Raw genomic sequence first — 17,461 nt, forward strand, 5'->3', positions numbered from 1 at the left:
AATATACTATTACACTTTTATAAGTATGTCAACCTATAGCTTAATTAAACTTAAATTTATAAAAATTATAAACAAAAATATAAATTGCAAGATAAATTGCTTTTTTCTGATAAATAAATAATTTATTGCATGTTTTTTATCAATTTTTATGCTAAACTATCATTAAATAAGATTAAATTATGAGGTGATTAAATGGAAAAAGTTCATATAACAGAGACAATTCTTAGGGATGCCAACCAATCTCTAATTGCTACAAGACTAAAATTCGAAGATTTCGCTCCTATACTTCCTGCTTTAGATAATGCAGGTTATCATTCATTAGAGTGTTGGGGCGGCGCTACTTTTGATTCCTGTTTAAGATATTTAAATGAAGATCCTTGGGAAAGACTCCAAAAAATAAAAAGTATTGCTAAAAAAACTCCACTACAAATGCTTCTTCGTGGTCAAAACATATTAGGTTATAAACACTATCCTGATGACGTAGTAAGAAAATTCATTAAAATGTCTGTATACCATGGCATAGATATAATAAGGATATTTGATGCTCTAAATGATTTTACAAATATAAAAGTTGCTATTGATGAAACTAAAAAACAAGGAGCACATGCACAGGGTGCTATAGTTTATACTGTAAGCCCAATTCATGATGTCAATAATTATACAAAACTAGCTAAACAACTTGAAGAAATGGGTGCAGATTCAATATGTATTAAAGATATGGCCGGTCTTATTATGCCAAGTATTGCTTATGATGTAGTTAAAGGAATAGTTGAAACAGTAAAAATACCTGTATATCTTCATTCTCATTGTACAAATGGACTTGCTGAAATGTCTTATTATAAAGCAATAGAAGCTGGTGCAACTGGCATTGATTGTGCTATATCATCCTTCTCTAGTGGAACCTCCCAACCACCTACTGAAACCATGCATCAAGCATTAACTACTGCTGGATATGATACTGGACTAGATATTAAAAAACTTAAGAACATAAACGATTTTTTTAAACCTATAAAAAAAGAAGTTTTAGCTTCAGGATTATTAGATCCAATAGTTTTAACTCCGAGTCCTGAGGGTTTAACTAATCAAGTTCCTGGTGGTATGCTTTCTAACATGATTTCACAACTTAAGTCACAAAACTCTATTGATAAATTAGATGCTGTTTTAGCAGAGGTGCCTAGGGTAAGAAAAGATCTAGGATTTCCACCACTAGTAACTCCCATGAGTCAAATGGTTGGTACTCAAGCTACAATGAATGTTTTAACTGGCGTACGATATAAAATGATATTAAAAGAAGTTAAAGCCTATTGTAGGGGTGAATATGGCACAGCACCTGGACCAATTAATTCGGACCTTCTAAAGAATGCCTTAGATGATGATAAACCTATAATTGGGAGGTATGCCGCCACCTTGCCACCAGCTTTTGAAAATGCAAAGGAATATTTAAAAGATTTAACTAATAGTGATGAGGACATTTTATCTTACTTAGCTTTTCCTCAAATTGCTGAAGAATTTATTAAAAACAAAAAACAAAATCCCTCTGTGGACCAAATAAGAACTGAAACTGAGAGTCAGCCTATATAATTAAAAATAAAACCCTCAATAAAAATTGAGGGTTTTATTTTTAATTGAAGGTGTTAATTTATTATTAGTATTTTTATACAGTTAATAGTATATAATGTAGATTATATACTATTAACTGGAGGTGTTTTAATTGAATAACGATATCAAAAATTTTTTTCTAGCAGGACTTGGGTCTGCAGCTTATACTTATGATAAAGCTACAAATCTAATAGATGATTTTGTGCAAAAGGGTAAATTAACCTTAGAAGAAGGCAAAGATTTATCTGAAGAGCTAAAAAGAACTGTAAAATCAAAAAAAGATATAAATATCTCTTCTACAAAAGAGAAGAATCCACTTACAAAAGAAGATATGGTTTTACTCTTAAAAGATATGAACTTTGCAACCAAAGAAGACATTGAAAAACTAAATAAAAGATTAGCAAATTTAGAAATAACTCTTCCATAAATTAACATATAGTACAAATAAAAGTCCTACTATTAACTCTAGGACTTTTCACTTTAAGAGAGGTATAAAATGCGACGAAAATCTGTTAATCGATTTAGAGAAATTGTTAAAGTTCTTGGCTCCTATGGTTTTGGATATATTGTAGACTCTAAGTTTAATAAACAAAATAAACTTCCTCAGAATTTAAGAAAAGCATTTGAAGAGCTTGGCCCAACTTTTATAAAAATTGGCCAAATACTTAGTACAAGACCAGATCTATTATCTCCAGATTATATAACCGAACTATCAAAGCTTCAAAATGATGTTGCTCCAGAAAATATTGAAACAATAAACAAAGTATTCTTTGATGAATTTGCAATGTCAACAACTGATTGTTTTGAAAAATTTAATGAAAAACCACTAGCCTCTGCATCTATTTCTCAAGTACATAAAGCCATATTAAAAGACGGTAGAGAAGTGGTAGTAAAAATACAAAGACCAGATATTGCTGAAAAAATGCAACTCGATATCTCTATATTAGTACGCCTAATAAAATTTACAAAGGCAAGATTTGCTGATGCACTAATCGACCCCGAAGAAGCCTTACATGAAATACTTTTGATTACTGAGCTTGAACTTGATTTTAATAATGAAGCTAAAAATATAAATATTTTTAAAGACTTAAATAAAGATGTTGCATTCTTATATGTACCTTATGTGGTTAAGGATTTATGTAGCACTAAGGTTTTGACTATGGAAAGAGTCTACGGTTTTAAAGTAGATGATCTTAAAAAACTACATATCGGCCATTATGACCTTGATGATTTAGGTAAAAAACTAGCCTTGTCTTACTTAAAACAAGTTCTAGAAGATGGTTTTTTCCACGGAGATCCACATCCTGGAAATATATTTATCTGCGAAGGTAAAATTTGTTTTATAGATTTTGGAATTATGGGGAGTCTCTCAACTTCTATAAAATCTACACTAAACGATATGATCTCAGCAGTTGCTTTTAATGACATAAATAAAATGATTTCAGCTCTTTTAGCTATAGGAATAAAAAAAGGATATGTAGATAGAAATAAACTGTATGAGGATATAGATTATCTTCTTGCAAACTATCTTTCAATTTCTTTAAACAATATTCAAGTTTCAGTTATGCTCTCTGAAATCTTTGATATAGCAAAACAAAACAATATACGTCTACCTCGAGATTTAACACTACTAATAAAAGGCCTTGTTATTTTAGAGGGAGTAATTGCGAGCATTGCTCCAGATATAAAAATTATAGATATAGCTATTCCTTATGTGAAAACTAACAATAAGTTTTCGCTATTAAGCCATTTGGACTTTGACACTTTACTTATCCGTTCCTATGCATTTGTAAAAGACTCCTTTAGACTTCCATCAAAAATCATGGAATTATCTGATAGCTTGATTAGTGGGAGAGCTAAACTACAACTCGAGCATAAAAATTTAAATACTCCTATAAGTGAACTAAATAAGGGTATAAACAGACTAGTTTTTGCTCTTATTATTTCCTCTATGATTATAGGTTCTTCTACACTTTTAAACTCTAACATAGGACCTAAAATATATAGTATATCAATTATTGGTATAACTGGTTTTATAACTGCAGCATTTATGGGCTTTTGGTTATTAATTTCTATATTAAGATCTGGGAAACTATAAGACTTTACTATAAACTAAAAAACGAGGTATTTTATGATTAAATATTACAATAAAAAAGAAAATAAATACGAAATTGAAAGAGTAGCGGGAGAAAAGTATTTGAATTGGGTTTACTGCTCTCCTGTTGGAAAGGGTTTAGTTGAATTACTTTTCAAGAAAAAACTTTTTTCAAAATTATATGGCTATTACTGTGATACAAAAATAAGTTCTAGAAAAATCAAAGGTTTTATTGAGGATTTGCATATTGACATGTCAATATACGATAAGAGTTATGATCAGTACTCCTCTTTCAATGATTTTTTTACAAGAACTTTAAATTCAAATGCTAGAATAATTTCTAAAAATAATAATACTCTAATTTCACCTTGTAGCGGAAAATTTTCTGCATACAAGGATATTGATTTGGATAATTTAGTTCAAATAAAAGGATTTACTTACTCACTTAAAGAGCTCCTCCAAGATAATAAAATATACAAGCTATATCAAGGTGGCACTTGCTTGATTTTTAGATTATGCCCCACTGATTATCATAGGTTTCATTTTGTTGATGATGGAATATGTGGTGATACAACTAAAATTAATGGCCATTATTACTCTGTAAATCCCATAGCCTTAAAAAATATAAATAAGTTGTTTTGTCAAAACAAGAGAGAATGGAGTATATTTCACTCCGATAATTTTGATGATATCATTTGTATGGAGATTGGTGCTACTTGCGTAGGCTCAATTATTCAAAATTATAATCCAAACTCCAAAATAAAAAAGGGAGAAGAAAAAGGGTATTTCAAGTTTGGTGGTTCAACCGTAATCCTATTTTTTAAAAAAGGTTCTGTAAAAGTTAATGAGGAAATACTGGCCCAAACACAATTAGGTTTTGAAACTTCTGTAGCCATGGGCGAAGAAATAGGACTGAAATAAACTTTCAGTCCTATTTTTTCATTATATCTTAAATTTTAATGTTATATCTTTTAATTTTTCCGCACTAATCTTGTTTCCACTGGTTGTACCTTTTATTTCTTCCATTTTATTTACTATATCGATGCTCTTATCTGAAATTTTAAATATACCCTCTGATCCTTCATTAACAGTACCTGCTACTTGTTCTATTGCAATTGTAATTCCATTTATTGATGAATTCAATTGTTGCGCTGTCTCATCAAATTCACTCATGAACTTATTAAAATTCTCTGCATCATCCATGTACTCTTTTCCCGTGCCCATAATAATCTCATAATTTAGAGAAACTTCTTCATTCATAAAATCTAACATTCTAGTAGAACTACTAGATAAATTCTTTACAGAAGCATTTACAACTTTAACTACATTTTGAATATTAGCTGCAGTTGCTCCAGATTGCTCTGCCAGCTTTCTAACCTCATCAGCTACTACTGCAAACTCTCTTCCTGCTTCTCCAGCTCTGGCAGCTTCTATAGCAGCATTTAGCGCTAATAAATTGGTTTGACTAGTTATATGCAATATGGAAGTTGCCAATTCATGTATTTCCTCAACGGCTTTTGAATCCTCTATTGCAACTTCTAACTGCTTCTTTATATCATTATAAAGCTTATCAGTATCTTCCTTAGACCCTTTAGTAGAAACAGTAATTCCCATTGCTTTTTTAACAATTTCTTTGGCTATATTAGTACCATCTGAAGCTTTATTAGCTATTATACTAACCATGTTTTTCATTTCTCCTGATGAAGCAGAAATTTCCTCCGCCGTAGCTGCAGTTTCTTCCATTCCAGCTGATAAATTTTCAGTTTCAAAAGAACTTTCTTCTGCTTTCACTTTTGTAAGGTCTTCAACCGTAAGCGCATTGCTTGTGATATTATCTGAAGCTTCCATTAAATCTAGTACAACATCTTTCAATGTTTTTCTCATATTAACTATAGCTCTAGATATAGTTCCTATTTCATCATTAGTTCTAATTAAGTCGTCTATATCCTTGTCCTCACTTAAATCCAATTTAGAAGTTTTATCTACAAGTAAAGTTACCTTTGTCAACGGACTCACTATTATCCTTGATACAACTATGCCAATTAATATAGAAAGTATACCTATAAGTGCTGCTATTATTAGAATTCTCTGTGTCATTTCATTTACTGGTTGTCTAATCTCATTCATATCTCCGGTAACAACCAACGTCCAGTTTGTAACTGGAACAACTCCATAAGCTGAAAAATTTTCAATTCCATCAAATGCATATTCTATGGTGCCAGCCTTAATTTTTTGTCCCTTTGAAACCTTGTCAACTAGCTCCTTTATTGATGTAATTTCAACATCCTTTCCTATCTTTTCACTGTTTCTATGGTATAATATTTTACCTTTTTCATCAATTAAATAAGCATAGCTTGATTTACTATTAGATATGCTTACATCTTTCATATACTTTGAAAAGCTATCTGCATATACAGATACTGCTACATAACCTACTGTTTGACCATATTTATCTTCGGTTACAACGGGGCTAGTAAACACCATAACCGCCTTCCCTGTTAGTTTAGATTTCATGGTTTCACTAATAGCTAGTCCCCCACTTGAGCTAATTGAATGGTAACTTTGATCTGCTACACTTTTTCCTATAGAAGCACTATCACTATCTGATAATATGTTCCCATTTATATCAACTAAAAAAACTCTTTCAATATCTTTATTATTTGAAATATATGTAGTGAATTTGTCATTATTTTCAATTACTGCATTTTTATATTGTCCCACTGAAACTGCATCCAGCTTATCCTTAAGTCCCATTACATCCATTATTTGCTTAATATTGCATAGACCTTGTACTTGCGCTTGCTGCTTTTCTATCATAACAGAAATGGTTTCTATTGTTGCTTTATTGAGAGACATCATTTCAGCCTTACTTTGATCAAATATAATGGTGGATGATTTTATATAAGTAAAAATAGAAGTTGCCACCATAGATATAATTATTAGTGTCCCAATAAGAATTGGTATTTTCTTTCTAATTGAAGTACCTTTTTTATTATTGTTTTTTACAATATTAAATAATTTGAACCTTGTTTTTTCTTTTGTTACATTGTCTTTATTTTCATATTTATTTATAAAATTCCAATGTTTAATTCCCATAAAACCCCCCCCTAATTCATGTTCATCAGCAATTACAAATATTTCATAATGTTTCGAATAATCAAAAAAATATTTATTTATATATTTTAACATAAACCCTTTAATTTTTAATTATATAGTATTATTTGTTTTAAATCTTCCTACGGTGTTCTTATAGTTTAATATCCTAAATATAAACTACAAATTGTTCAACATTTATTCAAAAATACTTTATAGTAAAATGGGTAAACTATAATACACTTAATTTATGAAGTGTAATTATTGTATTTGGAAGGAGAATATTAATGAATAATAAATTAGGAAAATCAAAAAATTCAATTAATCAATTAGATGCTAACAAAAGCAGTAGTGGAGTTTCAAATACTGAAATGTCTATTATGTATAACATATCCAATATGACTAGTGATATTACTAGTGTCCCTTTAGGCGAAGAAAAGACCAAGAAATAAATAAACCCAGTAACTGCTATGGTTACTGGGTTTTCTTTTATGCATGCCTTATCAATTAATTTTTTAAATACTTGCACGCCTTCTGGCTATGTGAACATAAGCTATTATGTCGATATGTCTTCGCGTTTAAATGTTCAATCCCTGCACCAAATACCTAATCATAAAACAAAGTTAACACTATATTTGTAGGTGCTTTATAGTAAATAATCTAGTAGCATAAGTAATTTAACTGCATAGAATATATTATAAACAAATGATTACATAACATTAAGCCTTAATAAGGTATCTTTATTAATAAGCTATGTTATTAAATAATTTACTGAAAGGGGTTTTAAATAATATGTTTAAACAGAATTTATGTAGCATACCATATACAACTAAGCATAAATCAGAACCAGTTAAACCCATACCAGAACCAGCAAAAATGATTCAAGTTCCTGTAGTTAAAGGATTTGGAGAAAAAGAAGAATTAATAGTAAGTGAATTAACAATATCCCCACCAAATCCTCCTGTTTTTCGTATTGTAGATATTGATAAAGAAGTTATAATCTCAAATTCTAAATTAACATTAGTTTGTATACCTGAGGGTTGTCAATCACACTATAACACAAAAGTAATAGTAGACGGTTTTATTGATAAAAATATACTTTATAAAACAATAACAGACTTTACAGATAGTGCTGTAGGTGGACCAGTATATCAGTTTACAACGAGAATACCTTTTACAACTTTTGTTGAAGTAAAAACTAAAGATCCACTCTGTAAAACTGACAAAGTTGAAATATTAAGTGCTGTAGTAGTCTGCGAAGAAGATGAGTTATTAGATCCAAATGATGTTGCAACAGATGCACCAGATTTTGCTATTACCTATAACACAATTGTAGAAAGAATGATTGTAAAAATAAAGCTTAAAATTACAAGGGTAGAACACATTTGCTTAAAATAACACCCTTAAATATATTTTAAACTTTTACTGATTGTCCGTTTTTCATTCCAAGGTGATTTAGCTAGATTTGTTTACACAAATCTAGCTAAATTATTTTTAACAAACCTTGTTAATATACTTATAAATTTAAGAATTCTCTCATAGTATTACTTATACCACTTGCCATAGCTTCATTTTCCATTTCAGAAAACACTCTGAGTAGTGGTTCTGTACCAGAGAACCTTGCTATAATCCAGCCACCATTTTTAAAATATACCTTTAAGCCATCTTCATAGCTTGTTTTTTCTACTTCATAACCAAAATCTGGGATTAACTTATTTACAAGAAGTTTTGTCCTAATTCGCTCTTTATCTTCTATGCTAAATTTATAATCAAATTCTGTCATATAGAAATATCCATATTGCTTATGAATTTCCTGGAGTAATTCTGATAAACTTTTTCCTGTTACACTTAGAAGTTCGATTAAAAGGCTGGCAGCAAATATTCCATCTTTTCCCTTAATATGTCCACGAATAGTTAATCCACCACTGCTTTCTCCCCCGATTAATGCATTCTTTTCTTCCATTTTTGAGCTTATATTCTTAAATCCAACTGGAACTTCGTAACACTGCTCGCCAAATCCCGCTGCTATTTTGTCTAGAAGATGAGTGGTTGCAAGATTTCTTACAACGCCACCCTTCCATCCCTTGTACTTTAATAAATAGTAATATAACACAGAAAGGATATCGTTTGGATGAATAAAATTACCTTTTTCATCTATGATTCCAAGTCTATCTGCATCTCCATCTGTACCTATGCCAATATCATATCCTTTTTCAACTACTAAGTCCTTTAAACGATGTAGTGTATGCGTACTTGGGGAAGGTAATCTCCCACCAAATAAGGTATCGTGTCTATTATTTATTACTTCAACATCACATCTTGCAGTTAAAAGTATAGTTTGAAGACAAGTCTTGGAAACTCCAAACATGGGGTCAAGAGCTACCTTTAGTTTACTATTTTTTATAGATTCCATATCGATCATGCTAATAATTGAATCTATAAATTCGTTAAAGGGATCTATAATTTCAATTAAACCATCTGCTATTCCAGTATCAAAGTTAACAAGCACAACATCATCTATAGTAATATTGTTTATAATTTCTTCAAGACTTCTTGTAACATCTTCACTGGCATCTCGTCCTCCCCTAGTGAAAATTTTGAGTCCATTGTAATCAGCTGGGTTATGGCTTGCTGTTACAGCCGCACCATAATACGAGTCTAAAGAATTCACAGTAAACATTATTAGAGGTGTAGGCGCAGATTTATCTACTAAAAAAACCTTTATTCCATTTCCAGCCATTACCTCAGAAACCCATTTTGCTGCTTTGTCAGATAAAAATCTGTTATCATAACCTATTACAAAACCGCTACCTTCACATTTCTCATTTTTCATGTGGGTTGCAAGTGCTTGCGAAAGAAGTTGTACATTTTTTTTTGTAAAATCTTCTCCTATAAAAGCTCTCCATCCCCCAGTCCCAAATTTAATCATATTCTTAGCTCCTTTACTAATTTAAATATAACTATTTTAACTTGCCCATTATAGCAACTATAGTATTATGCGTTCCCGCCTTTTGCGGCTTAATTGCGCCTTCTACTACTGTTCCATTTAGTATTAACTCTTTAATGCCCTTTTGTACTCCATTTGGATTTTGTACAGTTATATTATAAGTTGCATCGCGCCATACACGAGTTACTTCAAATCCTTTCCACTCTCCTGGGATACATGGATCTATAATCATACCATCAAAGTTCAGACGAACTCCCAGCATGTAGTGAGATGCTGCATAATATGCCCAACCAGCACTTCCTGTAAGCCAAGGGTGTCTCGCCCTACCATAAGCTGTATGATCTTTTCCCATGACAAATTGACAATATGAGTATGGTTCAGCCTCACGAGTCTCTATCATATCATTTTGATTATAAGGTAATAAGGCATTATAGAACTTCATTGCCCTGTCACCACGTCCAAGTTTGCATTCAGCAACCCATGCCCATGGGTTTGGATGACTGAAGATAGCTCCATTTTCCTTAACTCCCTTGTATACACGAGTTACGAAACCTATTCCATCATTTGGTTTGGCATAGGATGGTGATACTAACTGTAGCCCAAAATCTGAATATAAATATTTATCTACTGCATTCATTGAGGCTCTAGACCTTTCTGGTCCAGCTACACCAGAAATAACTGCCCAAGTGTTTGACTCAAGGTGAACCTTTCCTTCTGCATTCTTTTGAGTTCCTATTTTTTCTCCATCCCCTGTAATTCCACGAATATACCATTCTCCATCCCAAAGCTCATTTTCACATGTTTTTTTAACCTTACTCGCTACTTCCCCATATACCCTTGCATCTTCTGTTCTACCCAAGAAGTTAGCACATTCAACAAAGTTTCTAAGTGCCCAAAAATGCAGGAAAGATACTAGAGCACTTTCCCCACCTCCAAGATTTAGGCAGTCATTCCAGTCAGCTCTAAGCCCTTTGCATATCCCTGTAGCTCCAACCTGCTCAGTTGAGAAATCAAGTATTCTCTTCATGTGATCATATACTGTGGCTTCTCCTCCATCAGCAAAAGTAACCATTGTATCAAATAGCTGAGCTTCACCAGTTTCTTGTACATATTCACATATTGCTGCAATTAGCCATAATGCGTCATCTGAGCATGCATCCTTTAATCCGTGCACTACATCCGACATACTTGGAGTTGGTACAACTGTTGGTGATTTTGAAGGTAAGGTCTTCGAAGTATCTGGGTCAAACCACTCTGGCTCAAATAAATGTAGTCCGTAGCCTACAGACGTCTGTGCACGAAGAAGTTCAATTATACGCTGCTTACACTTTTTAGGGTTTGTATGAGGAACACACATAACGTCTTGAGCAGTATCTCTATATCCAAGTCCTGTTCTTCCACCTACTTCAATAAATGAAGCAAATCTCGAGAACACAACGTTTGTTTCTGCTTGATAAAGGTTCCATGTATTTATCATTGTATTCATGCCTTCATTTGGTGTCTTAATCTGAAATGCAGATAATTTTTCTTCCCAATATTCGCGAAGTTCAGTAAATGCTCCATCTACAGTATCAAAATTTGAATATTTAGCCTTCATTTTCATGCCTTCAGCTCTTGACCCAACACCAACCATAAATATAACTCTAGTTTCTTCTCCTGAAGCTAAGGTTATTTTTTTATGTAACGCACCACAGTGGTTTCCACCGAGTTCTGAGCTTCCACTACAAATCCCCTTTTCTACAGCTATTGGATTATCTTCAGTGTGGTAGTTTCCGAGGAACTTATCTCGCATGCAATCATAGCCATCTGGCTGAAAGCTGGATGCTATGTATTGATAGCCGGTCTCATCAGTATCATAAAAAAGATCATTTTCTATAATTCCATCTTCATAACTAGAACCTGATGCATATAAACTCATTTGAAAGTTTTCATTATCCATATCAATATTTTGAAATGAAAACTCTACGTAAGAAAATACACTTAATTTACGCGGAACTGTTCCATTGTTTTTTATCAATACATCCCATAATTCTACATCATCGTTTAGGGGAATAAACAATACCTGCTTAGCACTTATATCGCTATATTCGCAGGAAAATTTGGAATAAGATAGCCCATGACGGCATTCATAATTAGCCTTTTTAAGATCCTTGCCTACTGGTTGCCAAGAAATTGTCCAGTAGTCGCCAGATTCATCATCCCGAAGGTAAACATAGTGCCCAGGTCTATCTAGTGGTACACTGTTTGGTCTAAACCGAGTTATTCTATTATATTGTGGCTTTTTATAAAATAGGTACCCACCTGCATTTTGAGAAATTACCCCGCACATATCCTTTACCCCAAGATAGTTCGTCCAAGATACCGGAACATCAGGTCGCTGAATAACATATTCCCTGTGTGCATTATCAAAATATCCATATTTCATTTTATCTTATCCCTTTCACTTGTAATGTTAAATCTAAAGTCACATTCTTTCTTTAGTAGTTGGTTTATTATCCTTATCCCTTAACTGCACCAGCTGTCATACCCTTAATTACGTATTTTTGAGAAAATATATAGAGTACTATTACTGGAACTATTGTTATTGTAAGTGCTGCCATCATAGCGCCATAATCCGTAGTAAACTGGCTTGAAATTTGTGATAAAAGAACACTTATAGGTCTTAATTTTCCTGTAAGATATACAAGTGGAAGAAGTAAATCATTATAAGACCATAAAAAAACCATTATACCTGTGGTGGCGAGCATTGGAGTAGATAAGGGGAGTGTTATTTTCATGAATATTTTTGGTATACTACACCCATCTATTATGGCAGCTTCTTCAAGCTCAATAGGAAGAGACTTCATAAATCCAGCCATCATGATTATAGCAAAATTTAAAAATCCAGCAGTATGTGGTACTATTACAGCTAAAAAAGTGTTATTAAAATGAAAAAACTGCAATATTTTAATATTAGGAATAATAACTGCAAATTGTGGAACAAGCATACTAGCAACTAAAAGTACCATTATTGGACCATTTAAAAAAAACTTAAATCTTCCTAATACAAATGCAGCCATAGCTCCGAAAAATAACACTAATACAACGACACTGCCCGAAATAACAAGACTATTAAAAAATCCCCTAGGAATATCTATTTGAGAATATTTCCCAAGCGCAGCGAAGTTATCGAAATTAATTTTAGCAGGAAAACTAAGAGCGCTGGAAATTATTTCAGATGAACTCTTAAAGCTATTCATAATAACCCATGCTATTGGTGCAATTGTTGTTATACCCCATAGCATTAATATAAAATGTGTAATAACCTTAGACATCTTAAATTTTGATTTATTATGTTTTTTTTCTATATAAATATCTTTTGAAACTTTTGTATTTAACATACTCTAACATCCCTTCATAAACAACTAATAACTTATCGGCTCTTTCCTTGACATTAATGTAGTAATAATAGTAAGTCCAATTCCTATAACAACCATAAGAATAGATAGTGCAGACCCATATCCTTGATTCATAGATTGGAATGTAGTTTGATATATATACGTGCTTAATACCTGACTTGAATTCATAGGACCTCCCTGCGTTATTACAAATATAATATCAAAAACCTTTATAGCTGATGTAATTACCAGGGCAATAGTTGTAATTATTACATCCCGTATAAGTGGAAGAGTTATATATATTGATTTGGCAAACCCTGTTGCACCATCCAAAGATGCTGATTCATATATATCGCTTGGTATTTTTGTAAGTGCAGTCATAAATATTACAAAATAAAAACCAGTCATTTGCCAAATATATGGTGCCATAGAAAGTATAGCTGAAGTTTTTTCAGTTAGCCATATTATCTTTGATATACCGAATACACCTAAAATGTTATTCAAAAGACCTGCATCATACTGGTATGTGAGCGAAAACAAAAGTCCAATTGCAGAACCTGATACTACAACCGGAAAAAAGAAAATTGTTCTATAAATCTTAAAACCCCTCTTAACTCCGTCCATTAACATAGCAAGAAGTAGCGCTATTCCAATTTCAAATATAATACATAATAATATTAATAATAATGTATTTTTAATTGCTATTCCAACTACTGGATCTTGTAGAAGTCTCCGATAATTTTCCAGTCCAATGAAAGACTTTTTCATTGAAAAATAATGCCAATCAGTTAAGCTAAAATAAACAGTTTGGATTAACGGATTAAATAGAAAAATCGTAATTAAAGTAAGAGCTGGTGCTAAAAATAGAAAAGCATATTTCTTATTCTTTAAAATCATATTCATTACTCCTTGAATCATTATTTTAAAATACACAATGCACAGATTCATTATCTATTGTGCATTGTGTATTACTGATTTGAGATATTATTACTAAATATTAATTATTTTGCTAGTTTTTGTGCTTCATCAAGTACTTGCTGTGAAGTCTTCTTTCCAGCAACTATATATTGCATACCTTTCCATATAGTTGTAAATGCTTCCTGATTCATATTATCTCCAGCAGGACTAGACATGCTAGTGGCACTGGTCATAAAGTCACCGATATTTTTTGAAAGTTTACCACCTGTAGTTGAAACTGGTACATTTAGTAGTGGTACCCCACCTTTTTCAGCAAATTTCGCAAGCATCTCTGGCTGAGTCATAAACTTAACAAATTTCATACCAGCTCCATTTTTCTCGTCATTAAGAGCCTTAGTTACATACCACCCTGTTCCTGTACCACCGATGATGTCATTAGCATTAGCTTTTGCACCCGGTACTAGAGGGAACGGTATTACGTTAACACCTTCTATTCCTTGAAATGCTCCACCTGACCAAGAACCCGAAATAAACATTGCAGCTTTTTTATCAGCAAAAATCTGAGCACAAGCAGCTTGTTTAATTGTTAAGGCATCTTTTGTAAATGCTTTTTTATCATAGAGATCTTTAGCCAGTGCAAGTGCTGGAGCCCAGCTGGCATCAAATGATTTATTATGACCTTCTACTCCACCTTGTGAAAGTAATAATGTCTCAATTAAATAATGTGGTTCTTCAGCAAAAGAACAAGCGATTGGGGTTATGTTCTTTGCATTAAGTACTGGAATAGCCTTTAAAATATCTTCATAAGTCTTAGGGATTTCAAGTCCGTTGTTCTTAAATAAATCGGTATTTATCCATACTCCTTCAAAAAATCCAATGTAAGGAAGTGCATAAAGCTTACCATCATACTTACCTGCATCCAGACCCGCTTTCTTAAAGTTTCCAGCCCAAGTAGCATCTTTAGCTAATTCATCTTCCCAAGAAATTACCTTACCGGAATCAACAAGCGGTTTCCCAGCTGCGCCGTTAAATCCATATGTTACATCTGGTTCATTACCTGAGGCAAAATCAGTATTTATTTTAGTTTTAAAAGCCTCACTTGCAGCAGAAGTAGCTTCGTCTATAACTTTAATTTTAGGATTTTTCACCTCAAAATCTTTTATAGCCTGTTGCCATACTTCTGTGTATGGGTCTGCACCAGTAAAAGTTGTTTCTACTCTAATTGTTACTTCTTTTTCCGCAACAGCTGTTGTACTTGTAGTTGTACCCGAATTCTTGGTACCGCATCCAACTAAAGCTGAAGATAAAACAGCAGTTGTCATAATCAAACAAATCAATTTTTTGGATTTCTTCATTTTGATATCCCCCTATTTTTTATTTCTACAATATTATTAATATATCAAAGTATGAGATTTACTCTTATTAACAATACTGATTGAATCTTTTTAAGTTAGTTTTGTAAATGTTTTCATGTCTACTATCAACTTACAAACATATTATATCATCCATACCAAAAACATTAAATCTGTTAATATTGGCATTTATTTGTTTATTTTGGCTTGTAAACGAAATCATAGAATTTCTAATTCATCCAGCGCAATATAATGTATAATAATATAAAACATACTAAAAATTAAATCATATTATGAAAGGACTTTTATTATGATAAAACATTCTATGAAATCCAAGCTTATTATTATTGCAATTCTATTTATTCTTTATCCTACAATAATTATTGGATATTTAGGATATATTAATTATTCAAAAATGATTAAAAAAAAAGCTATAGTTGACTATCAAAGTGCAGCAGCGCAACTAACTCAATCGCTTTCAGACAGAATGCACAAGCTTACCCTTTTTTCAATACAGCTTTTTTATGACCGTAAAATAATTGATACAAATACCTTAATTAATACTAATAATTTAGATTTTATATATGAAAATAATTTTCAACAGTATTTACAATCTTTACTTTTTTCTAAATATGAGCTAAACGAAATTCTCATCAAATATTCTAAGAGTGGAAAAGTTTTTCAAGCAAACAGATCTTTTGTTGCTACTACAGAATGTTATGCCAACATAGATAAATTAAATGAGATAGCCATAAAAGGGAAAGGCTCTCCAGTATGGTCTGTAGTAAGTAAAAACGGTAAAATAAATGATATATACCTGGCAAAATCCATATACGACCCATTAGATGTGAATAAGGTAGTGGGGCTTTTAGCCTTTAAAATAGATAATCAGTATTTTATGGAGGTATTCAATAATATAATAATTGACTCTAAGCAAACTCTAGGCCTCTATGGCAGCGATGGTCAAATAATATTTATAAATAATAGTTTTGATATAAATTCTAATAAGTCCATACAATCTTTCCTTGATTCTAATTTAGACAAAGGTGAAGGCGAGATAAAGACTAAAAATGATTCTATATATATGATATATGACACAATAAAACCGGCCAATTGGAAACTTGTTGTTGGAATTTCAAGAAATGTATTATTTAAAGATCTCCGAAAAGTAGCCCAAATTAGTATACTTCTTTGTATTGCTACCCTTCCTATTTGCCTATTACTTATAAATTATTTACATAGTACAATGATACGTCCACTAAATCTATTAATAAAAAGAATGAAAGAAATAGAAAATGGTAACATTGGTGTAATAATAGAAAGTAATCGTAAGGATGAATTTGGTTTCGTATTTGGTACCTTTAATAAAATGTCGGAAAATATAAAGAACCTAATTGATACCGTATATAAAGAACAACTTGTAATGAAGCAATCTGAAATTAATGCGCTGCAAGCTCAAATTAATCCTCACTTTTTATATAATACACTTGAGTCCATTAACTGGAAAGCAAAAATTCATGGCGATGATGAGGTCAGTGAAATGATTTCTGCCTTTTCGTACATTATAGAAGCAAACCTAAATAGGAGCAACGAAAAATTTATTCCTATTTTTAAAGAAATCGAATACATCCAAAGCTATAAATTCTTAATCCAGAAACGATTTGGAAAGAAAATAGAATTTATTTTAGATATTGATGAAGATGCCCTTAATAACAGACTTCCTAAGCTTTTAATTCAACCTATAATTGAAAACACAATCTACCATGGACTTGAAATGAAAAAGGGTGGAGGAACAGTAACTATTACAATAAAAAAGGAAAATAATCAACTAATTATTACTGTAGCAGATGACGGTTTAGGTATTGAAAAAAACAAATTATTAGCCCTAATAGAAGCTATGAGCGATGATAAATTTTCAGGACATGAAAATTTCTTGGATAATTCTAAAATAGGTATAATTAACGTGCATCGAAGAATTAGATTGCTTTATGGTAAAGACTACGGACTAAAAATAGAAAGTAAGGAAGGTATATGGACTATTGTTACGATTACAGTACCCGTAAACATATAGAAAGGGGTG

At 31.9% G+C, this 17,461-nt stretch carries 13 protein-coding genes; 7 read left to right on the forward strand and 6 right to left on the reverse strand.

What is annotated here, in order from left to right:
• The first annotated feature begins 192 nt into the window (after positions 1-192).
• From ACREVU_RS18805 to ACREVU_RS18820, 4 genes are all read left to right on the forward strand, one after another.
• Positions 193-1,581: a pyruvate carboxylase subunit B gene (locus ACREVU_RS18805; protein ID WP_431553129.1), complete on the forward strand. Its 1,389-nt coding sequence runs from the start codon at positions 193-195 to the stop codon at positions 1,579-1,581.
• Positions 1,582-1,711: 130 nt separating this feature from the next.
• The gene (locus ACREVU_RS18810; RefSeq protein ID WP_431553130.1) at positions 1,712-2,026 is read left to right on the forward strand and encodes a phasin family protein; all 315 of its coding nucleotides are present in this window, start codon (positions 1,712-1,714) and stop codon (positions 2,024-2,026) included.
• A 69-nt stretch (positions 2,027-2,095) separates the two neighbouring features.
• Positions 2,096-3,697, forward strand: coding sequence for an ABC1 kinase family protein (locus tag ACREVU_RS18815; RefSeq protein WP_431553131.1), 1,602 nt, complete (start codon positions 2,096-2,098; stop codon positions 3,695-3,697).
• A 33-nt stretch (positions 3,698-3,730) separates the two neighbouring features.
• A complete protein-coding gene (locus ACREVU_RS18820) occupies positions 3,731-4,615 on the forward strand; it encodes a phosphatidylserine decarboxylase (protein WP_431553132.1) in 885 nt (294 codons plus the stop codon).
• A 21-nt stretch (positions 4,616-4,636) separates the two neighbouring features.
• Here the strand turns inward: ACREVU_RS18820 and ACREVU_RS18825 are convergent, their stop codons facing one another.
• The gene (locus ACREVU_RS18825) at positions 4,637-6,790 is read right to left on the reverse strand and encodes a methyl-accepting chemotaxis protein (RefSeq protein WP_431553133.1); all 2,154 of its coding nucleotides are present in this window, start codon (positions 6,788-6,790) and stop codon (positions 4,637-4,639) included.
• Positions 6,791-7,074: 284 nt separating this feature from the next.
• On the opposite strand from ACREVU_RS18825, the gene ACREVU_RS18830 reads away from it, so the two are divergent.
• Complete coding sequence (locus ACREVU_RS18830) at positions 7,075-7,239, forward strand: hypothetical protein (protein ID WP_431553134.1); 165 nt, start codon at positions 7,075-7,077, stop codon at positions 7,237-7,239.
• A 340-nt stretch (positions 7,240-7,579) separates the two neighbouring features.
• Positions 7,580-8,185, forward strand: coding sequence for a DUF3794 domain-containing protein (locus ACREVU_RS18835; RefSeq protein WP_431553135.1), 606 nt, complete (start codon positions 7,580-7,582; stop codon positions 8,183-8,185).
• A gap of 118 nt (positions 8,186-8,303) precedes the next feature.
• On the opposite strand, the gene ACREVU_RS18840 is transcribed toward ACREVU_RS18835, so the two are convergent.
• The 5 genes from ACREVU_RS18840 to ACREVU_RS18860 form a co-directional block, all read right to left on the reverse strand.
• Entirely contained in the window at positions 8,304-9,716 is a 1,413-nt protein-coding gene (locus tag ACREVU_RS18840) for a phosphoglucomutase/phosphomannomutase family protein (protein ID WP_431553136.1), read from the reverse strand.
• Between the two features lie 31 nt (positions 9,717-9,747).
• On the reverse strand, positions 9,748-12,159 hold the full coding sequence (locus ACREVU_RS18845) for a glycoside hydrolase family 94 protein (RefSeq protein WP_431553137.1): 2,412 nt from the start codon (positions 12,157-12,159) through the stop codon (positions 9,748-9,750).
• 73 nt (positions 12,160-12,232) lie between these two features.
• Positions 12,233-13,114 carry a carbohydrate ABC transporter permease gene (locus ACREVU_RS18850; RefSeq protein ID WP_431553138.1) on the reverse strand — a complete coding sequence of 294 codons (882 nt, stop codon included), beginning with the start codon at positions 13,112-13,114 and terminating at the stop codon, positions 12,233-12,235.
• A gap of 24 nt (positions 13,115-13,138) precedes the next feature.
• Positions 13,139-14,008 (reverse strand): carbohydrate ABC transporter permease, encoded by an 870-nt coding sequence (locus ACREVU_RS18855; RefSeq protein ID WP_431553139.1) that lies wholly within the window; start codon positions 14,006-14,008, stop codon positions 13,139-13,141.
• A 104-nt stretch (positions 14,009-14,112) separates the two neighbouring features.
• Complete coding sequence (locus ACREVU_RS18860) at positions 14,113-15,384, reverse strand: ABC transporter substrate-binding protein (RefSeq protein ID WP_431553140.1); 1,272 nt, start codon at positions 15,382-15,384, stop codon at positions 14,113-14,115.
• A 307-nt stretch (positions 15,385-15,691) separates the two neighbouring features.
• Between ACREVU_RS18860 and ACREVU_RS18865 the strand changes: the two genes are divergently transcribed.
• Positions 15,692-17,452 (forward strand): cache domain-containing sensor histidine kinase, encoded by a 1,761-nt coding sequence (locus tag ACREVU_RS18865; protein ID WP_431553141.1) that lies wholly within the window; start codon positions 15,692-15,694, stop codon positions 17,450-17,452.
• Positions 17,453-17,461: the final 9 nt, after the last annotated feature.

The organism is Clostridium sp. (assembly GCF_050717535.1).
In the GTDB taxonomy this organism is placed as follows: Bacteria; Bacillota; Clostridia; order Clostridiales; family Clostridiaceae; genus Clostridium_AD.

Bases quoted from the DNA above. Each gene is read 5' to 3' on its own strand.
- ACREVU_RS18805 (WP_431553129.1), top strand. From the start codon at position 193: ATGGAAAAAGTTCATATAACAGAGACAATTCTTAGGGATGCCAACCAA.
- ACREVU_RS18815 (WP_431553131.1), top strand. From the start codon at position 2,096: ATGCGACGAAAATCTGTTAATCGATTTAGAGAAATTGTTAAAGTTCTT.
- ACREVU_RS18820 (WP_431553132.1), top strand. From the start codon at position 3,731: ATGATTAAATATTACAATAAAAAAGAAAATAAATACGAAATTGAAAGA.
- ACREVU_RS18825 (WP_431553133.1), bottom strand. From the start codon at position 6,790: ATGGGAATTAAACATTGGAATTTTATAAATAAATATGAAAATAAAGAC.
- ACREVU_RS18830 (WP_431553134.1), top strand. From the start codon at position 7,075: ATGAATAATAAATTAGGAAAATCAAAAAATTCAATTAATCAATTAGAT.
- ACREVU_RS18835 (WP_431553135.1), top strand. From the start codon at position 7,580: ATGTTTAAACAGAATTTATGTAGCATACCATATACAACTAAGCATAAA.
- ACREVU_RS18840 (WP_431553136.1), bottom strand. From the start codon at position 9,716: ATGATTAAATTTGGGACTGGGGGATGGAGAGCTTTTATAGGAGAAGAT.
- ACREVU_RS18845 (WP_431553137.1), bottom strand. From the start codon at position 12,159: ATGAAATATGGATATTTTGATAATGCACACAGGGAATATGTTATTCAG.
- ACREVU_RS18850 (WP_431553138.1), bottom strand. From the start codon at position 13,114: ATGTTAAATACAAAAGTTTCAAAAGATATTTATATAGAAAAAAAACAT.
- ACREVU_RS18855 (WP_431553139.1), bottom strand. From the start codon at position 14,008: ATGATTTTAAAGAATAAGAAATATGCTTTTCTATTTTTAGCACCAGCT.
- ACREVU_RS18860 (WP_431553140.1), bottom strand. From the start codon at position 15,384: ATGAAGAAATCCAAAAAATTGATTTGTTTGATTATGACAACTGCTGTT.
- ACREVU_RS18865 (WP_431553141.1), top strand. From the start codon at position 15,692: ATGATAAAACATTCTATGAAATCCAAGCTTATTATTATTGCAATTCTA.